At 46.8% G+C, this 16,340-nt stretch carries 15 protein-coding genes; 3 read left to right on the plus strand and 12 right to left on the minus strand.

Annotation, left to right across the window (positions count from 1 at the left end; translation table 11 throughout):
• Positions 1 to 30: 30 nt before the first annotated feature.
• From ACR32F_RS31365 to ACR32F_RS31380, 4 genes are all read right to left on the minus strand, one after another.
• The gene (locus ACR32F_RS31365; protein WP_440114520.1) at positions 31 to 1,626 is read right to left on the minus strand and encodes an extracellular solute-binding protein; all 1,596 of its coding nucleotides are present in this window, start codon (positions 1,624 to 1,626) and stop codon (positions 31 to 33) included.
• A 55-nt stretch (positions 1,627 to 1,681) separates the two neighbouring features.
• Complete coding sequence (locus ACR32F_RS31370; protein ID WP_440114523.1) at positions 1,682 to 2,563, minus strand: carbohydrate ABC transporter permease; 882 nt, start codon at positions 2,561 to 2,563, stop codon at positions 1,682 to 1,684.
• Between the two features lie 28 nt (positions 2,564 to 2,591).
• The gene (locus ACR32F_RS31375; RefSeq protein ID WP_440114526.1) at positions 2,592 to 3,509 is read right to left on the minus strand and encodes an ABC transporter permease; all 918 of its coding nucleotides are present in this window, start codon (positions 3,507 to 3,509) and stop codon (positions 2,592 to 2,594) included.
• A gap of 359 nt (positions 3,510 to 3,868) precedes the next feature.
• Positions 3,869 to 4,759 (minus strand): helix-turn-helix domain-containing protein, encoded by an 891-nt coding sequence (locus ACR32F_RS31380; RefSeq protein ID WP_440114529.1) that lies wholly within the window; start codon positions 4,757 to 4,759, stop codon positions 3,869 to 3,871.
• A 117-nt stretch (positions 4,760 to 4,876) separates the two neighbouring features.
• Here ACR32F_RS31380 and ACR32F_RS31385 point away from each other — a divergent pair, with 117 nt between their 5' ends.
• Together ACR32F_RS31385 and ACR32F_RS31390 are read left to right on the plus strand one after the other, a co-directional pair.
• Positions 4,877 to 6,109, plus strand: coding sequence for an MFS transporter (locus ACR32F_RS31385; RefSeq protein WP_440114532.1), 1,233 nt, complete (start codon positions 4,877 to 4,879; stop codon positions 6,107 to 6,109).
• 73 nt (positions 6,110 to 6,182) lie between these two features.
• Positions 6,183 to 6,965: an ABC transporter ATP-binding protein gene (locus tag ACR32F_RS31390; protein WP_440114535.1), complete on the plus strand. Its 783-nt coding sequence runs from the start codon at positions 6,183 to 6,185 to the stop codon at positions 6,963 to 6,965.
• Between the two features lie 116 nt (positions 6,966 to 7,081).
• Here the strand turns inward: ACR32F_RS31390 and ACR32F_RS31395 are convergent, their stop codons facing one another.
• From ACR32F_RS31395 to ACR32F_RS31415, 5 genes are all read right to left on the minus strand, one after another.
• Positions 7,082 to 7,810 (minus strand): class I SAM-dependent DNA methyltransferase, encoded by a 729-nt coding sequence (locus ACR32F_RS31395; protein ID WP_440114538.1) that lies wholly within the window; start codon positions 7,808 to 7,810, stop codon positions 7,082 to 7,084.
• A gap of 145 nt (positions 7,811 to 7,955) precedes the next feature.
• The gene (locus ACR32F_RS31400; RefSeq protein ID WP_440114541.1) at positions 7,956 to 9,251 is read right to left on the minus strand and encodes a glycosyltransferase family 2 protein; all 1,296 of its coding nucleotides are present in this window, start codon (positions 9,249 to 9,251) and stop codon (positions 7,956 to 7,958) included.
• A 165-nt stretch (positions 9,252 to 9,416) separates the two neighbouring features.
• A complete protein-coding gene (locus ACR32F_RS31405; RefSeq protein WP_440114545.1) occupies positions 9,417 to 10,292 on the minus strand; it encodes a diguanylate cyclase domain-containing protein in 876 nt (291 codons plus the stop codon).
• A 113-nt stretch (positions 10,293 to 10,405) separates the two neighbouring features.
• On the minus strand, positions 10,406 to 11,515 hold the full coding sequence (locus ACR32F_RS31410) for a glycosyl hydrolase family 8 (RefSeq protein ID WP_440114548.1): 1,110 nt from the start codon (positions 11,513 to 11,515) through the stop codon (positions 10,406 to 10,408).
• A 101-nt stretch (positions 11,516 to 11,616) separates the two neighbouring features.
• On the minus strand, positions 11,617 to 12,057 hold the full coding sequence (locus ACR32F_RS31415; RefSeq protein WP_440120073.1) for a MarR family winged helix-turn-helix transcriptional regulator: 441 nt from the start codon (positions 12,055 to 12,057) through the stop codon (positions 11,617 to 11,619).
• A 212-nt stretch (positions 12,058 to 12,269) separates the two neighbouring features.
• On the opposite strand from ACR32F_RS31415, the gene ACR32F_RS31420 reads away from it, so the two are divergent.
• Positions 12,270 to 12,710, plus strand: coding sequence for a GNAT family N-acetyltransferase (locus tag ACR32F_RS31420; RefSeq protein WP_440114551.1), 441 nt, complete (start codon positions 12,270 to 12,272; stop codon positions 12,708 to 12,710).
• Positions 12,711 to 12,771: 61 nt separating this feature from the next.
• Here ACR32F_RS31420 and rlmN read toward each other — a convergent pair whose 3' ends face one another.
• From rlmN to greA, 3 genes are all read right to left on the minus strand, one after another.
• Positions 12,772 to 13,866, minus strand: coding sequence for a 23S rRNA (adenine(2503)-C(2))-methyltransferase RlmN (gene rlmN, locus ACR32F_RS31425; RefSeq protein WP_440114554.1), 1,095 nt, complete (start codon positions 13,864 to 13,866; stop codon positions 12,772 to 12,774).
• Positions 13,867 to 14,042: 176 nt separating this feature from the next.
• The gene (locus tag ACR32F_RS31430) at positions 14,043 to 15,398 is read right to left on the minus strand and encodes a sodium-dependent transporter (RefSeq protein ID WP_440114557.1); all 1,356 of its coding nucleotides are present in this window, start codon (positions 15,396 to 15,398) and stop codon (positions 14,043 to 14,045) included.
• Positions 15,399 to 15,707: 309 nt separating this feature from the next.
• Positions 15,708 to 16,184 (minus strand): transcription elongation factor GreA, encoded by a 477-nt coding sequence (greA, locus tag ACR32F_RS31435; protein WP_440114560.1) that lies wholly within the window; start codon positions 16,182 to 16,184, stop codon positions 15,708 to 15,710.
• Between the last annotated feature and the right edge of the window lie 156 nt (positions 16,185 to 16,340).

Here is a 16,340-nt window from a genome sequence, read left to right on the forward strand (position 1 = left end):
TCAATCCACACCTCTCGTACCTTGGGAAACTTATTGCTGTGCAGCCTTATACCGGTCGTATTGCGCCTGTCTGCCGGCAATAACCTGCTCAATGTTCATTTTTTTCAATGTCTCAATATAACTGTCGAATTGATCCAGACTGGCATCTCCGCTAATAAATTTGAAGTTCATCTCTTCCACATACGTTGTAATGTCCGGCATGGACATGCTCTCTACACTCGCCTCATCCGGCAAAGCATATACAAATGGGAATGGTTCGTGAATATAGGGCTCAAGCTCCTTATCAAGCTTGGCATGCCATTCTGCCACAACGGAATCTGCCGAGTCCGTAGACTGAATGTTCGGCAGGTTTACAGGGCCAATACCGAGTTTCTGAATATAGTCGTTGTCTTTGCCTTTGTCCGTGAATGTCTTGACGCCATTCTCTTCGGTGTACGTATCATCCTTGATGCCCCATGTGTAATAGGTCTGTGCTTCTTCACTTACAGCATAATCGAGGAAACGGAAGGCCAGTTCCGGATTCTTGCTGTCTCTGGTGATACCGAAAATGCCGCTCACCGGTGTGCGCCCAATATAGAATTGATCCCCATGTGGGCCTTTCAATGGCAGGATGCCTTTAAAGATCGGCTCCGCCGGATCATAATCCTTGAACAGCGGACTGTAGACCATGGACATGTACCAGCTAAAGTTAAACGTGGCTCCGGTTACATCCTGTGAGATGCGAGAGGTAACCTGGTCGCTTGTTGTACTCGCGTAATCCACACCCAGAAGACCTTCTTTATAAAGCCCGTTCAAATAGGTCAGATACTCCTTGTAGGTAGGCTCATAATAACTGAAATGCACCTTGCCCTGATCGTCCGCATAGAACTGATTGGATAGATCCAGCCCAAAGACAGGGCCAAACGCCATCGACACAAATTTGGACTCCATCGACAACGGGATCTCATCCGCTTGACCATTGCCATTCGGGTCGTCCGTCTTGAACTTCCGCAGCATGGCTGTGAACTCATCCAGCGTGGTCGGCTCCTTCAGCCCCAGCTTCTTCAGCCAGCGCTCGTTAACCATAAACAGTGGCATATAGTTTCGGGTTAGCGTTTGTTGCGGAACATAATACATTTTACCATCCGGCGTGGTCAAACTGGCTTTGACCGCTGGGGATTTTTCGTATATTTTTTTGAGATTCACACCATATTTTTCAACCAGCTCATCCAATGGAATAAATAGGCCACTGTTAATGTACTTCATAAGCTGATCCTGATCTGGCAGGTAAACGATATCCGGTAATCCCGTTCCAGCGGCAAGCCTTGGATTCACAGCATCTGCATAGTTCTGCGGTGGAATGAGATCCCAGTCTACCTTTACCCCGGCGTTACTCTCAATTTTCTTCACAATCGCTGCGGTAGATAGATCCACATTGGTTGTCCACGCGTTGGTTCCGAGAATGGATAACTTGGCATCCTGCTGGTCTGTTACTGGGCCTGCCCCCGTGTAGTTGAACGCAGGCTCCGAGCTTACCGGAGCACTCCCTGTGTCGCCTCCTGTTCCTGTACCGCTGCTGCATCCCGCCAGACTGATGGCAAGTATCGCCGCGATTACACTTTTTCTTCCGGCCCCTCTGATTCTCATCCGTTATTCCTCCTTGTTATGAACAACCTTTGATGATGCGTGGTAATGAATAAGGCTATCCTTTCACGGCTCCGAGGGTAATTCCCTTGACGAAGTACCGCTGGATAAAAGGGTAGATCGTAACGATCGGCAGAATGCTGACCACAATCGACACATACCGTACTTGAAGTGTGGACACCGCCAGCGCGCCCGTAGTCATCGTGCCACCCATTTTCTGCATGACTTCGGGCGAGGCCATAATCAGGACCCTCCGCAGGAACATCTGCAAGGGCTGCATATCCTGTTTGCCCAGATATAGAAGGGCCGAGAAGAAGTTGTTCCAGTGGAAAACGGCGTAATATAACGTCAACACGGCAAGCGTGGGCTTGATGATGGGTACCGCCAGGCGATACAGCATCGTCAGTTCATTAGCCCCGTCTATGCTGGCACTCTCAAAGATTTCATTCGGAATACCCTCGAACGCTGAGCGACAGATCATGACGTTAAACGTAATGACCAGCACGGGCAGCACCATCACCCAGCGCGTATTGTACAGACCCAGTGACGTAATCAGCATATAGACCGGAATGAGTCCACCCGAGAAATACATGGTGAAGGCGATAAAAAAGTTCAGCTTCCTGCGCAGGAAAAATTGCTGTCTGGATAACGGAAAAGCCGCGAGGCATGTGGCCACAATGTTCAATAACGTACCTACCACGGTGTACCACAGGGTGTTGTAGAAGGACACCCACAGCTCCCGGTATTGGAGCACCATCTTGTACCCGGACAGGGTGAATCCCACTGGCCACAACGCAACCTTTTGTTTGTCGATGGCTTCAACCGAGCTAAAGGATATACTGACAACGTACAGGAAGGGATACAGCGTCACAACGACTGCCAATATGGTCAGCAGGTAGACAAATCCGTAGAATAACCGGTCACTTCTCGATTTTTGCATACAGGTCTCCTTCGATCAGGTTATGGTCTTACCAGAGTGACATCTTGGTCAGGCGCCGGGTCATCGTGTTGGCCGCAAATACAAGCACAAAGGTGATAACGGAGTTGAACAGGCCAACGGCTGTAGCAAATCCGTAATTCTGACCTTCAATCCCCATTCGATATACGTAGGTGGATAACACATCGGCGGTCTCATAGGTAGCCCCGTTATAGAGCAGATATACCTTCTCGAAGCCTACGCTCATAATGCCGCCGAGCGACAAGAGCAGCAGAATGACAATCGTTGGTTTGATGCTGGGAAGCGTCAAGTGCCACAGCTCCTGGAATTTGTTGACGCCGTCAATTTTGCCGGAATCGTACATCTCGGGATCAATGCCCATAATGGCTGCAATGTAGATGATGGAGCTGAAGCCGAAGCTCTGCCAGATATCCGAGCTGGTGAAGATCGTACGGAACCATCCGGCATCCATCATGAAGTTCACTTTTTCCATACCGAGCTTGGCAATCAGCGTGTTCACGATCCCGTCCGTGGGTGACAGGAAGTTGATGATCATGCCTGCCACAACAACTGTTGAGATAAAATGCGGAAGATAGGTGATGGTCTGGGCGAACCGCTTGAACGTCTGATTCTTGATTTCCACAATACAAACGGCAAACAGAATAGGGATGGAGAAGCCGAACAGGAGTGGCAGAAAAGCCAGCAGAAATGTGTTACGCAGGAGCCTCCAGAAGTAGATGGAGTTCACAAACTGATCAAACCATCTCAAACCAACCCATTCCCCGCTGAACATTCCCTGCCCCGGCATAAAATTACGGAAGGCCAGCAAAATACCAGGCATCGGAACGTACATGAAGATGAGGTAATACAGAAAGATCGGCGAGAACATAAGCAGCAAATATTTATCCCGTTTGATCAGGCTGAACAGCGTGGACAAGCGATTCTTCACCCTAAACCCCTCCCCTTCAATTCATAATTACAACGTTTGAAATTTTTAATATAAAAAGACTGGCTCATTCTCTCTTTGCATACTACTCCTCAACTGTATTCGTTTATAAAACCTCAGTTTAATCGGATTATATCTGGAATTACGACTCAAATATTACTACTCAAAAATCCCTTCTAGTATCCATTTTTAAATTCACCTCAAAATTACAACGTTGTAATTTTTAATTAAATGTATACGCTTACATAATTGTGTTTTTCCCATCTTAGCAAAGTCTCCATCGTTTAGCAACAACAAAAAACAGTGTCATCCTGTATCAAATCTGAACGCAGTCTCGCACACGCGAGACTGCCCATTGAAACCTACATGTGATTCCGATATTCCATCGGTGTCGCACCCTTCACTCGCTGAAAAGCTCTGTAAAACTGGCTGACACTGGAGAAGCCCAGCCCATAACTGATTGTGGTTACTGAATCAGCAGTAAGGCGCAGCCTCCTGGATGCCTCTTCCACACGCAAGTTCAGCAGATATTGATAGGGTGTTGAGCCCGTTAGTGCCTTGAAAGAACGCATAAAATGATACCTGCTCTGATGGGCAACCATCGCCATCGAATCAATATCTATTGGACCTGTGTAGGCACTGTGAATGTACTCCAGCACTCGCCGGAGATGGGGATCTATGAATGCCCCTGCTTGTGGCAATGCTCCCTGAGAAGAAGCTGGCATCCTTGCAGATGTGGCACCTGTCCCAGTATCTATTCCAACAGCAGCTCCGATGCTCTCTGCAGATTCGTTCCCATTTTTCTGCCCCGACAACATGCGTCTTAGATACATCTCTACCGCCAGTTCCGTTTCCTGTACTTGCAGCGGTTCTGGCATGTCATCTAACAAAATGGAGTTCCAGCCTCGAAACAGACTGCTGATCTCAGCAGGATCGAAGGTTTGTGTAGGCCGAAATTCAGCTCGTCCCCCACCTAACTCTTCACCTTCGAGACTGCCTAATGGCGGTTTACGGAACTTGATCACGATCACCGCCGAATCCAATCCTATCTCAAAATAATGCTCGATCTGGGGATGAGCAATGATCCCCATGCCTGCTTTCAGAGGATATGCATGCCGTTCCTGTACCAGATGACATTGGCCTCTGACCGGCAGCGTTACCTGATACCAGTCGTTATGCACATGGGGCTCATTCGCGAACCCTCCCGTAGCTTTCCATAATTCCAACCCATTTAGCGTCATGTTTAATTCCATCGTTTCCTCACCTGCTGACATTATAGCAAATCGTGCTCACTTTCCAAGCACTTTTCACAAAGACAACACCTGTCTATATCTTTTATCATAGAAAAAAATAATTTGAGGTGATCTCCCATGGCTCAAGCCACTTTAAGCAAAATGCAAATGAACTCCTCCGCCAATTGGGCACTCGCCGGAGTAAGCTTCGCCCATCTGCTGAATGATGCGATGCAGACGGTGGTTCCATCCGCTTTCCCGCTGTTCCAGCAAACCATGCAGCTCAGTTTCGCCCAGATGGGCTGGATTGCCTTCACACTGAATATTACCGCATCGGTGCTTCAGCCGCTGGTCGGTTATATGTCGGATCGCAAGCCAATGCCAATCCTGCTTCCCGGAGGCATGTTATTCTCCCTGATCGGTGTTCTCGGCTTTGCCTTGTCTTCAGAATTATGGATGCTGCTTGTATCGGCAGCATTGATTGGTATAGGCTCATCCATCCTCCATCCCGAATCCTCACGCGTTGCCCATATGGCGGCTGGCCGTGGACGCGGAATGGCGCAATCGATCTTCCAGGTGGGGGGAAACACGGGGCAGGCAATTGCTCCATTACTGGTTGCCTTTATCCTGCTGCCACATGGACAGCTTAGTTTTCTATGGCTGATGGGCTTTGCCCTGATCGGTTTCTTCATTCAGTCTTTGGTCAGTCGCTGGTATAGAGACAAACTTGCTGAGACCCGCACTCGTCAGCAACAGCCTGTAAAGGCAAGCGGCGCAGAGCCAGCAGCTCGGCCAGCAAGTCGGGGATTCATCGCTTTTACGATGGGTATCCTCATCCTGCTGCTGTTCTCGAAATTCGTATATATTGCCGGTATGACCGGGTATTACGCCTTCTATTACGCAGATGCATATGGCTTGCCTCTCTCCCAGGCACAAATCTGTCTGTTTGTTCTGCAATTTGCGGGCATGATCGGAACGCTGCTCGGGGGCCCGCTTGCTGACCGCTATGGACGTAAACCGATGATCTGGTTCTCCATTGCAGGCACTGCACCGTTTTCACTGTTGTTACCTTACGCAGGACCCGTGTTGTCCATGGTGTTGTGCGGCATGATCGGACTAATTCTGATGTCCGGCTTCAGCGTCATCATTGTCTACGCACAGGAATTGCTTCCTCGTCATATCGGAACGGTATCCGGGTTGTTTTTCGGCCTGTCGTTCGGAATGGCGGGACTTGGCTCGGTTGTACTGGGTTCCTTAATTGACGTGACCAGCATTTCATTTGTCATCAAGTTATGTTCCTTTTTGCCACTGCTTGGTGTGTGCGCTGTATTTCTGCGTAGGGATCGACCCAGAACAGGTAATCACCATTGAAACCTCACTGATTTTGTGACTACAATGAAATCAGGTTAAACAGGGCAAGTTCAACAGAAGGAAGGAACAACCCATGATCATTGATGTACAGCATGTCACTTGGAAAAGAGGACCGATCACCCTGCTGAACGACGTCAGCTGGCGTGTCAATGACGGCGAACACTGGGCGTTGCTTGGCCTCAATGGCTCCGGCAAAACAACGCTACTGAATATGATCACCGGATATCTCTGGCCGACAGAAGGTTCCATATCAGTACTTGGACACCGTTATGGTGATGTGGACCTACGCGAGCTGCGGAAGTCCATCGGCTGGGTCAGCTCCTCCCTTCAGGAGAAATTGTACGGCACAGATCGCACGCAGTATCTGGTGATCAGCGGCAAACATGCTACGATTGGATTATACGACAAACTTTCAGATGAGGATCTGGATCAAGCCAAGGACTTGATGCAAATGCTCGGTTGCCAGCATCTATGGGACCGCGAATATCGCACCTGTTCTCAAGGGGAGAAACAAAAACTCCTCATCGCCAGAGCTCTGATGGCGAATCCGCACGTACTCATTCTGGACGAACCCTGTAATGGGCTCGATTTGTTCTCCAGAGAACGGCTGCTGGACAGCATCCGTGAACTGTCCCAGAAACCAGATACGCCTTCACTCATTTACGTCACTCATCATACCGAGGAAATATTGCCTATCTTCAGTCACAGCCTTCTGCTTCGCAGAGGTGAGATTGTCGAGAGTGGGTTAACCCGTAATCTGATGAATGCAGAGGTGCTCAGCAACTTCTTTGAAGCTCCTGTGGATGTAGATCGACATGGAGAACGCGTTTATGTGAGAGCTGCGACCAAATCATAACCGGACGCGGATGATCCACAGCCAGAACGACAACTACAGCCAAAAAACTTATCCACATGTGGACAGGTTTTTTGGCTGTATTGATTTATCACGATATATCCACAGCTCGCTGTGTACTATTTCTGAGCAGACAAGAAGAGAAATAAAGGAATACGCTGCCTGCGCAGATAGGTTTCCTCGTTCACGAAATAGGAGCGCTGCGGGGTCGATTCCCGCAAATGTTCCACATGGAACCCAGCCCGCTGTAATGCCATATAGTAGGATTCAATGGATCGGTGCATCTTCTTCACTGAACCTCCAAGCCATTGCTGCTCCCGAAATCCTTCCACAAAATACTGATCAACTACCCAACTGGTTCGGGTTCCTGAGGGCTGCAGGGTGGACGTAATGACAGGGTGTTCTACCGAAAATACGAATGTGCCATTTTCTTTTAATGTGTTATATATCTTGTGGAACAGGCTCTCCACATCCTCTATATAGTGAATGGCCAGTCGGGATATAACCAGATTGTATGTACCTGCCGGATAGGTCCAATCTTCCATGAATGCCTGTTCAATCTGTGCATTCGTGCCTTTAACCGATTCGTTAGCTGCCCGAACCATATTCAGTGAACCTTCAACTCCAGTGTAAGTTGCACCCTCTTGACCAGAACGGAGCAATTCCACTCCAAACCTCGCATCCCCGCAGCCAAGATCCAGTATGCTCTTGCCCGCCACGTCTCCGATCAGCTCTAGCATAACGGGTTTCTCTAACGTATCATTGGCATTCTCCTGCCACTGGCGGCGTTCCATATACTTCTCAAAATTGTCCTCATTATCGTAAAAATTAGATCCCCTGTCGCCCATTCACATTCCTCCGTTTCCTTTATGCAACGTTCCATATGTACAGCCTGAAAGAGTATACATAATGCCAACCACTTTTTCCACAGTAAAAAAGACTGCCTTCTGAACGAATCCAGAAAACAGCCATTCATTTATGAGTTGATGTTTATCAGCCGAAACGCTGCGTTTTGTACCATTTGGTTTCTCTCCGGAATAGCTTATCTCCGATAAGCGAGATAAATGCTTTGATGGATATGATCAGAAATAACTGGGCATACGTAAAATAGGAGAGACAGGCCACAATAAAATTCTGTGTATTGCTTTGTCCAATATCTGCGGAGAGTGCAAGATTAATTTGTAGTACATAAATGTAGTACATTAATGCCCATGCTATTACGAGATACACGTAAACATCCCCTGAGAACTGGAAGGGAGAAATGACATTCGGATTAAATAATGCAATCACCTGATACACCAGATTCGAGACAAAAATAATATCCGATACAATAATAGCGATCATAAACCAGAAATAACTTGCAGCATAGTACAGAACATGCAGTTTAATTCTCCAGCTAGTACGGTCAAATAAATGCTTCACATTGTCGATAACAACCTGATAATTCCCCTTGGACCAGCGCTGGCGCTGTTTCATATATACCGATAATTGCTCAGGTTCCTGCTGATAAGCCTCTGCTTGTGGTGCTAATGCAATAAGCTGACCACGAGTAAGAATATCAAACGACACGGCTGTATCCTCCGTTATCGCATCAGGGTCCCATCCACCAATCTCACGGATCAATGCTGCCTTTATAATATAGTTCGTACCAGGAATCGTGCCCAGTTTGAATAACTCCCATAGTCCCGTATGGTGAACACGTTGAACCGTTACAAGCTCCAGATTAATACAACGGGAGAGAAAGTTCTGCCCCCGATTACGAGCTTTGTTTCGACCAAATACAGCACCATACTTCTCTGGGTTTTCCAAGGCCTTTTGTGTCAAAAACATCAATGCATTCCGCTCAGGCGCTGCATCTGCATCATAGATACATATCCATTCTCCCCAAGCCAGCTCAAGGCCATCATTCAAAGCTCCAGACTTCCCACCTGTACCGGTACGCTCTAGAATGGTAAAGTCACGATCTGCATAACTCGTCTTGGCCTTGAGTTCTTTGAGGCGCTCTGCTGTATTATCTGTACAATTATCTGCAATAACAATAACTTGAACTTTATGCTCAGGGTAATTCAGACGTAATATATGCTCAACGGTAGACACAATGACTACCCCTTCATTATGAGCAGGTACCATGACAGTCACAGTGGGGTAATCATCCATATGTTCAGGAATTTGAATTCCCTTTTTTTCTTGTTTATTAATGAAACGAATAGCTCCAGCCATAATGATAATCGACTCGGTGACGGATATCCAAATACTGAGGATGGACATCAATAGCAGGAAATCAGCCATTCAATTTCCTCCGATCGTATTTCCTATTAATTTTCCCTCGAAAACGAAGAGTCGCAAAGGTTAATATAAGAATCGTAATGGCAAAGAAACTGCTGACTGCAATACATAATGGAACAAACCAGGTTAAATAATTCACAGTAATACCACTCACCCTCCCCAATGCATCTAGATGTATTCACCAATGAGATCTGTCTCTGTATTCCGTTCCAGTGCCGCAATAACAGCATCAATATCCTCATACTTACTGAATTGTTCCTTCTGGAATACCAGTGCACCCGATCGAATAACCGTCTGCAACTCATTTCCCTTTTTATCGATGATTTGCAGATCCATCATGGCTTTTTTGATCCGTTGTGTCAGGATGGGCAAGTACTCCACATTGGTCATTGGACAGATAATCACAAACCGTCCCCGATCCACAAAAAATTTATAATCCTCAAACCGAATCTGCTTCTGTATGGTAGAGGATAGTTCAAGAAGGAACTGTGCATAACGCACGGAACCAAGTGATTCCAGTACCAACGGCAAAAACTCGATCTTGAACATCGCCATGCTGAATCCATATTGCTCGGAATAACGTCTGGCCAGATTACTTTGTTTAACCAGCGTATCCGCAAGTGCATCCTTATTGCCCAAGGAGGTGTCCAGATCAATCTCCGGATTACGCTCCTGAAGCTCCTGCAGGCGCTCCATGACACGCGCATTGCGCACAAGACTTGCCTTGATAAAAGCAGCCACAGCCACATTGGCTGGAATGAGCAGCCACCAGGAGAACGTAAGTACATTTACATCCGCGTAGGTAACAAGCCATACAAAATAAGAGACCAGATATATAAATCCGGCGACGACAGATACCCCGACGGGTATCACAAAACCCAGGATCAGCGCTCCAAGCGACACGATGCTAAACACCACATCCAGTGTAGTATAACTCTGATTCATATAAATCTTAAGATAGACAACGAGCTGCTGGATCACGGCCAATCCGATCAAACTCGCATATCCCCATGCAATGCGTAGGATGGGTGCTTTATTCCTCATAGGTTTCTTCTCTCCAGTAGATTGGTTAGTGATATTTCGAATACAACAATTTATGACATGAATAGACAAACATTATGTTAACACATTGTTGAACATATTAAATGACATTTTGATTAATTTTTAAGCAACTTTTGTAATTGAATCTCCCCAAGCAGAGGAAACAAGTTATCAAACATATGTGTGTTTCCACTAAATACATATCCACCCGGATAACTGGCGTCCAGACTGCGCATGCTAATCATATGCTTATACAGCTGTTTGGCCCATTTTGGATCACCTGACTGAACCGCAAGCAGCATCGCAAGTCCATATACGGACGGAGATTGGTAAGATACCGCAGGTGTGCGAGTACCCCGCTTATATTGTCCCGGCAGCTGATGACGAGTATTGAATTCTTTTTTCAAAAAAGCAATGAGCTTGTCCGGTTTGCGACTGGTCGCGGTTAGATGGTTCGCTACGATCAGCTGATCGATCAGATTCACCGTGTCATCATATGTATACTCTTTCGTCCCCACATTGAATGTTTTCGGATAAAATAGTCCATCATCCGGCATACTCTTCAGCATAGATTCGTACTTGGCATATGTGCCCGGCTCCAGCATTCCATGCTTCTCCATTAATTGGAGAGACGGTAGATCAACATAAACCAGGCTTAACATATCCGCGGAATGACCATTGGCAAAATCGTGAAAATCAACATAATATCCTTTATTCTGAACCGACTGCGTCAGTGTACGGGAAATATCCGAGGCCGTTGCCAGTTTGGCTTCTCTTCCCTGTTGCCATTGATCAGCTGCCTTCAATAAGGCACCGACAATTCGTAAATCATCACCGAGCGCGTTGGTGGTCACGTGAGATTTACCCTCGGCATCCAGCTTCCAGGCAATATATTTTTGCGGCATGAGGAAATAGGTCGTCAGCAGCTCATAGCTTTGCTCAAATAACGCCTGATCGTTCTTGGCTACAGCATATTGCATCCAAAGACCAAGTGATTCAGATAAAGCCTCCCTGCCTGCTACGATATCCGCTTTTTCGGATGTAGCATCCTGCAAATAGGACGCAAGTGTGCCATTGGGATTGGTCATATGATCTTGGACAAAGGATACTGTAGGGGATAATTCATTCATCACGAACCGCTCCTTCATGAAAATAATGAATGCTGCTGCGATACTGACCGCCAATATGACCAACCACGTTACTCTTTTCCGGTTCATTCTCTTCATGATTCCCTCCTGTACTTTTGCTGCTGTGAGATAATGACTCTTCTCCTTGAGATCGATTCGGCTAGGGTCTGGGATGTAGGGGTCAAGGATAGAGGTATTGTTCATTCTGAGATATCCATGTAGGACCGCTGTCCGCCCTTTTTGACAAATTTCCAGTCTACCTCGATGTTATGGCGCATTCGGCGGAGAAGCTTAACCGCGGTCTCTATCTCTTTATCCGTCAAGCCGTCCAGCGTCACCTGGTCGGAATGAGCACCCTCTTTACGAATGAATTCCCATGCTTCCAGGCCAGCTTCTGTCGGATATAACAACTTGTTCTTTTTATTATCTATTGCCGACTGTTTGACAATAAAACCATCGGATTCGAGTTTACTAATCGCTCTGGCCGCTGTTGTCCGATCTACTTTGATTAATTCAGCCAGCTGGTTGGGAATAATGCCCGGATTCTCACATATGCGATAAAGATACAGATATTGGCCTCGGGACAAGTTCAGATGTTGAAATTCAACATTGCTGATCGAATCCAGACAGCGGGCAATCATGCCAATTTCACGCAACACTTCTTTTTTATCAGTCAATGCACTCACGCCCTTTTATAAAATTGTTGCATTCACAACATAAATAGTGATATAACTACAGTTAAATTGGATTAAATTTTAACCATGATACTCACATGGAACGGCTGCAATGATTATGCTATATACCAGTTTATCATGCCAGGATATGATTATTATCGTCCAAAGGAGAAACATTCATGAATACAACCGTTGTTGAAGTTAACAATCAGGAAATGCTCGATGCCTGCTTCGCCATTCGTTCCGCCATTTTTGTGGAAGAGCAAGGGGTACTCGCGGAGGACGAATTCGATGCCTATGACGCACTGGAGGCAGAAGCCCGGCATATCCTTGTCTACGTGGACGGTGTTCCTGCCGCTTCTTCCAGACTTCGTGTGGTCGAACATGTCGCCAAATTGGAACGGATCTGTGTCATGATGGATTTCCGTAAACATGGCCTTGGCCGTGTGCTGATCGACAAACTGGAGCAGATGGCTACCGCTCAGGGACTTAAGAAGGCCAAGCTGCATGCACAGGTACAGGCCTCCGGGTTCTATGAACGTCTCGGATATGCCGCAGCTTCGGACGTATTTATGGAAGATGGCATTCCTCATCTGTTGATGACCAAAAAGCTCAAATAAATGAAAAAAACGCCTCTGTACTCATTGGTCCGTGAGATACAGAGGCGTTTGCATTTGACGTTCATCCCAGAGCCAGACGGCCGGGTTGTGATTCGGGGGTGTTGTTCTTCATCTGTTTGCTACGCAATTGCCCGCAAGCGGCATCGATATCGGTGCCGTGCTCCATGCGTACCGTAGCGTTGATGTTATTCTTTTTCAGCGTATCATAGAAGCCCAGAATTGACTCTTCCGTACTCCGCTGATACTGACTGTGCTCATCGACTGGATTGTATGGAATCAGATTGACACTGACCATACTCTTGCGGCTGGATAACAGTTCAGCAAGTTCCGCGGCATGCTCACGTTGATCATTAACGTCACGCAACAAGATGTACTCAAACATAATGCGTTTGTTCGTCTTAGCCAGATAATAATCCACCGCATCCATCAATTGTTCAATCGGGAAAGCCCGATTGATCTTCATGATGTGTGTACGCAGTTCATTATTCGGTGCATGCAGTGAAATCGCCAGATTGACCTGTAGGCTGCTATCTGCAAATTCCTTGATCTTGTCTGGCAGGCCACTCGTGGACACGGTAATCCGTTTGGCGGCAAGCGCCAGTCCCTTGCGATCTTTGACGACTTCGATAAAATTGCTCATGTGCTCAAAATTGTCAAACGGTTCACCAATGCCCATCACAACTACGTTCGTGACCCGCTCGCCCTGACCAGCCGCATCAAGATGCCGCTGCACATGCATAATCTGTTCCACGATCTCGCCACCGGACAGGTCCCGACTCTTCTTAATCAGCCCGCTCGCACAGAAGCTGCAGCCGATATTACAGCCGACTTGTGTGGTCACACATACGGTAAGTCCGTATTTTTGCCGCATTAAGACCGTCTCAATCAGGTTACCATCCTGCATCCGAAGCAGAAACTTCACGGTACCGTCTGCCGATTCCTGCTTCACATGTTCACTCAGCGAGTTCATTGTGAAATGCTCGGAGAGCACATCCAGACATTCCTGACGCACATCGGACATCGCGGAAAAATCATGTGCACGCTCCTGATATAACCATTCCCATATCCGGGATGCACGGGACTTCTTCTGCCCATGCTCCGGCAGCCAGGTACGTAATTGCTCTAATGTTAATCCATATATGGATGATTTGTTCATTGTATAATCCTCTTTTCGCAAAAAAGCATATGGCTCATCAGTTCTACCCCAAAAAACCTCTACTCCGTATTGTCCCAAAATTGACGAGGGAAAACAAGGGCTTTTGCATTTCTTCCAAGAGGTTTTATCTATGGCAAATCTGCACAAGTTGAACACGTTCACCCTTACAGCCTATTTCAGAAGTGAATGATGCCGGATGTGTGCAGCAGAACCAGAAGTACCAGAATCGGTGCTACATAACGCAGCATGAACAGCCATATCCGGAACCATCCCGCACGCAGGCCAGAAGCTTCGGCAGCCTTTTTCCAGAAGTAACCTGCAAAGATTGTAACCAGCAAGCCTCCCACCGGTAGCATGATGTTGGAAGCCAGGAAGTCCATCCAGTCAAAAAGATTCGTACCGTTAATATTAAACTCAGGTACCAGACCCATCGAAAGTGCTGAAGGAAGCCCCACGATGAAGACAGCGATTGTAATAGTCCATACCGCGCGACTCCGGCTCCAAGACAATCTTTCCATGAAATATTTCACCGGAACTTCCAGCAAGGATACGGCCGATGTTAACGCCGCAATAGACAGAAGCACGAAAAATAATCCACCAAACAGGAACCCAAGCGGCATGGCTGAGAATGCAGCCGGAAGAGCCATAAAGATCAGCGATGGTCCCTGGTCAGGCGCAATACCGAACGAGAATGTCGTTGGGAAAATAATCAGACCGGCAATAAAAGCGTAGATCAGATCACCTGCACCAACAGCCACAGTAGCCGCACCGAGTGATTGATTCTTATCCACATACGAACCATACGTGACAAGGATACCCATCCCGAGCGACAGGGAGAAGAAGGCATGTCCAAGCGCAACCAAAGCCGACTCTGCTGTTAATTGGGAGAAGTCAGGATTCAGGAAAAAGGAAACCCCTGCCCCCGCTCCCGGTAAGGTTACCGCGCGAATCATTAGGATCACCAGCAATACCAGCATGGCCGGGATCAATACTTTATTGAACTTCTCAATCCCGTTGGAGACCCCTTTGGCTACAATCCAACCCGCAATCAGAACCGCAGCCAATTGCCAGACAATGGGCATATATCCGCCAATAAAGGTATCAAACTGACCGGCAAAATCCGCATTGTTGTACAGGCTGCCGCTGAAGGATGTGATCGAATATTGCAGCGTCCAGCCTGCAATGATGACGTAAAAGGAAAGAATGATAAATGGTGTCAGCACTTGCAGCAGACCCGCTGCAAGCCATCCCTTGTGTCCACCTGCTTTAATAAAAGCGGTTGCCGCGCTTCCTCTTCCGCTGCGACCAATGGCAAGTTCCGCGAGCAGTACAGGCAAACCGATTAACAAGAGACAAACGATAAAGAGCAGGAAAAACGCAGCTCCCCCATTTTCACCCGTAATATAAGGAAACTTCCACATGTTGCCCAAACCGACCGAGCTGCCGATGGCAGCCAGAATGAAGCCTGTTTGGGAGAAACGTTCCCCTTTGCCAGAATTGTCTTGATTCAGATCAGGCTTACTAAAATTCATCGTATCTACTCCATCTGTTCTAAAGTTTTCCCGTAATTATATACCACTCATCGTATCAGGTCATTCGAAAATCGAAATTTTCGAAATGTTATTTATTTACAATCAAATCCACATGGAGAGTGCTACCCATAGACCCCTCTTTAGGAACAGTATGTGATAAAGCATGTCCGTCCAACCTTATGATGTTCCAATTTGGCGAATATACTCCGTATCATTAACCAAATGACGTAGACGGATATCCCAAAAGGACAAAAAAAGAGATGTTCCTACAGCCACTTTCATTGCTGCGGATACACCTCTTATTTCTTATTAGATTTTAATTGCAAGCAACTCATATTTGATAACGCCCATGGGAGCATTTACATGAATAACGCTGCCTACTTCTTTACCCATCAGTTCTTTACCCAGCGGGCTTTCGTACGATATTTTGTTATCGGCAACATCGGCCTCAGCCGGACCCACCAATTTGTATTCAATCTTCTCAGCAAATTCAATATCGTTAAGCGTAATGGTTGAGCCAATGCTTACTTTATTTGAGTCGAGATTGTCCGAAGTAATGACTCTTGCTTTCGTCAGCATTTTCTCCAGAATCAAAATGCGGGTTTCCATAAAAGCCTGATCATCTTTGGCTGAATGATACTCACTATTTTCCTTCAGGTCACCGTAACTGATCGCAAGTTTCAGACGCGCAGCCAGTTCCTTACGCTTCACCGTCTTCAAATCCCTCAGTTCGTCCTCCAGCTTTTCCAAGCCTTCCTGTGTCAAAATCACTTCATCATTAGCCATTATTCCATCTCCTAATCCTGCTATCTATCTATATTCTAACCTATATCCACTCCAAACAGTTAGCATACCCAAGAAAAAGAAATAGCCCATCCATATATTGTATTTTGCGATGATCAAAGCCATGTTTATCTTTTTATTTCATTTCCAAGGTTGTCC

The sequence above is a fragment of the Paenibacillus hebaui genome, assembly GCF_051934385.1.
Taxonomy (GTDB): Bacteria; Bacillota; Bacilli; order Paenibacillales; family Paenibacillaceae; genus Paenibacillus.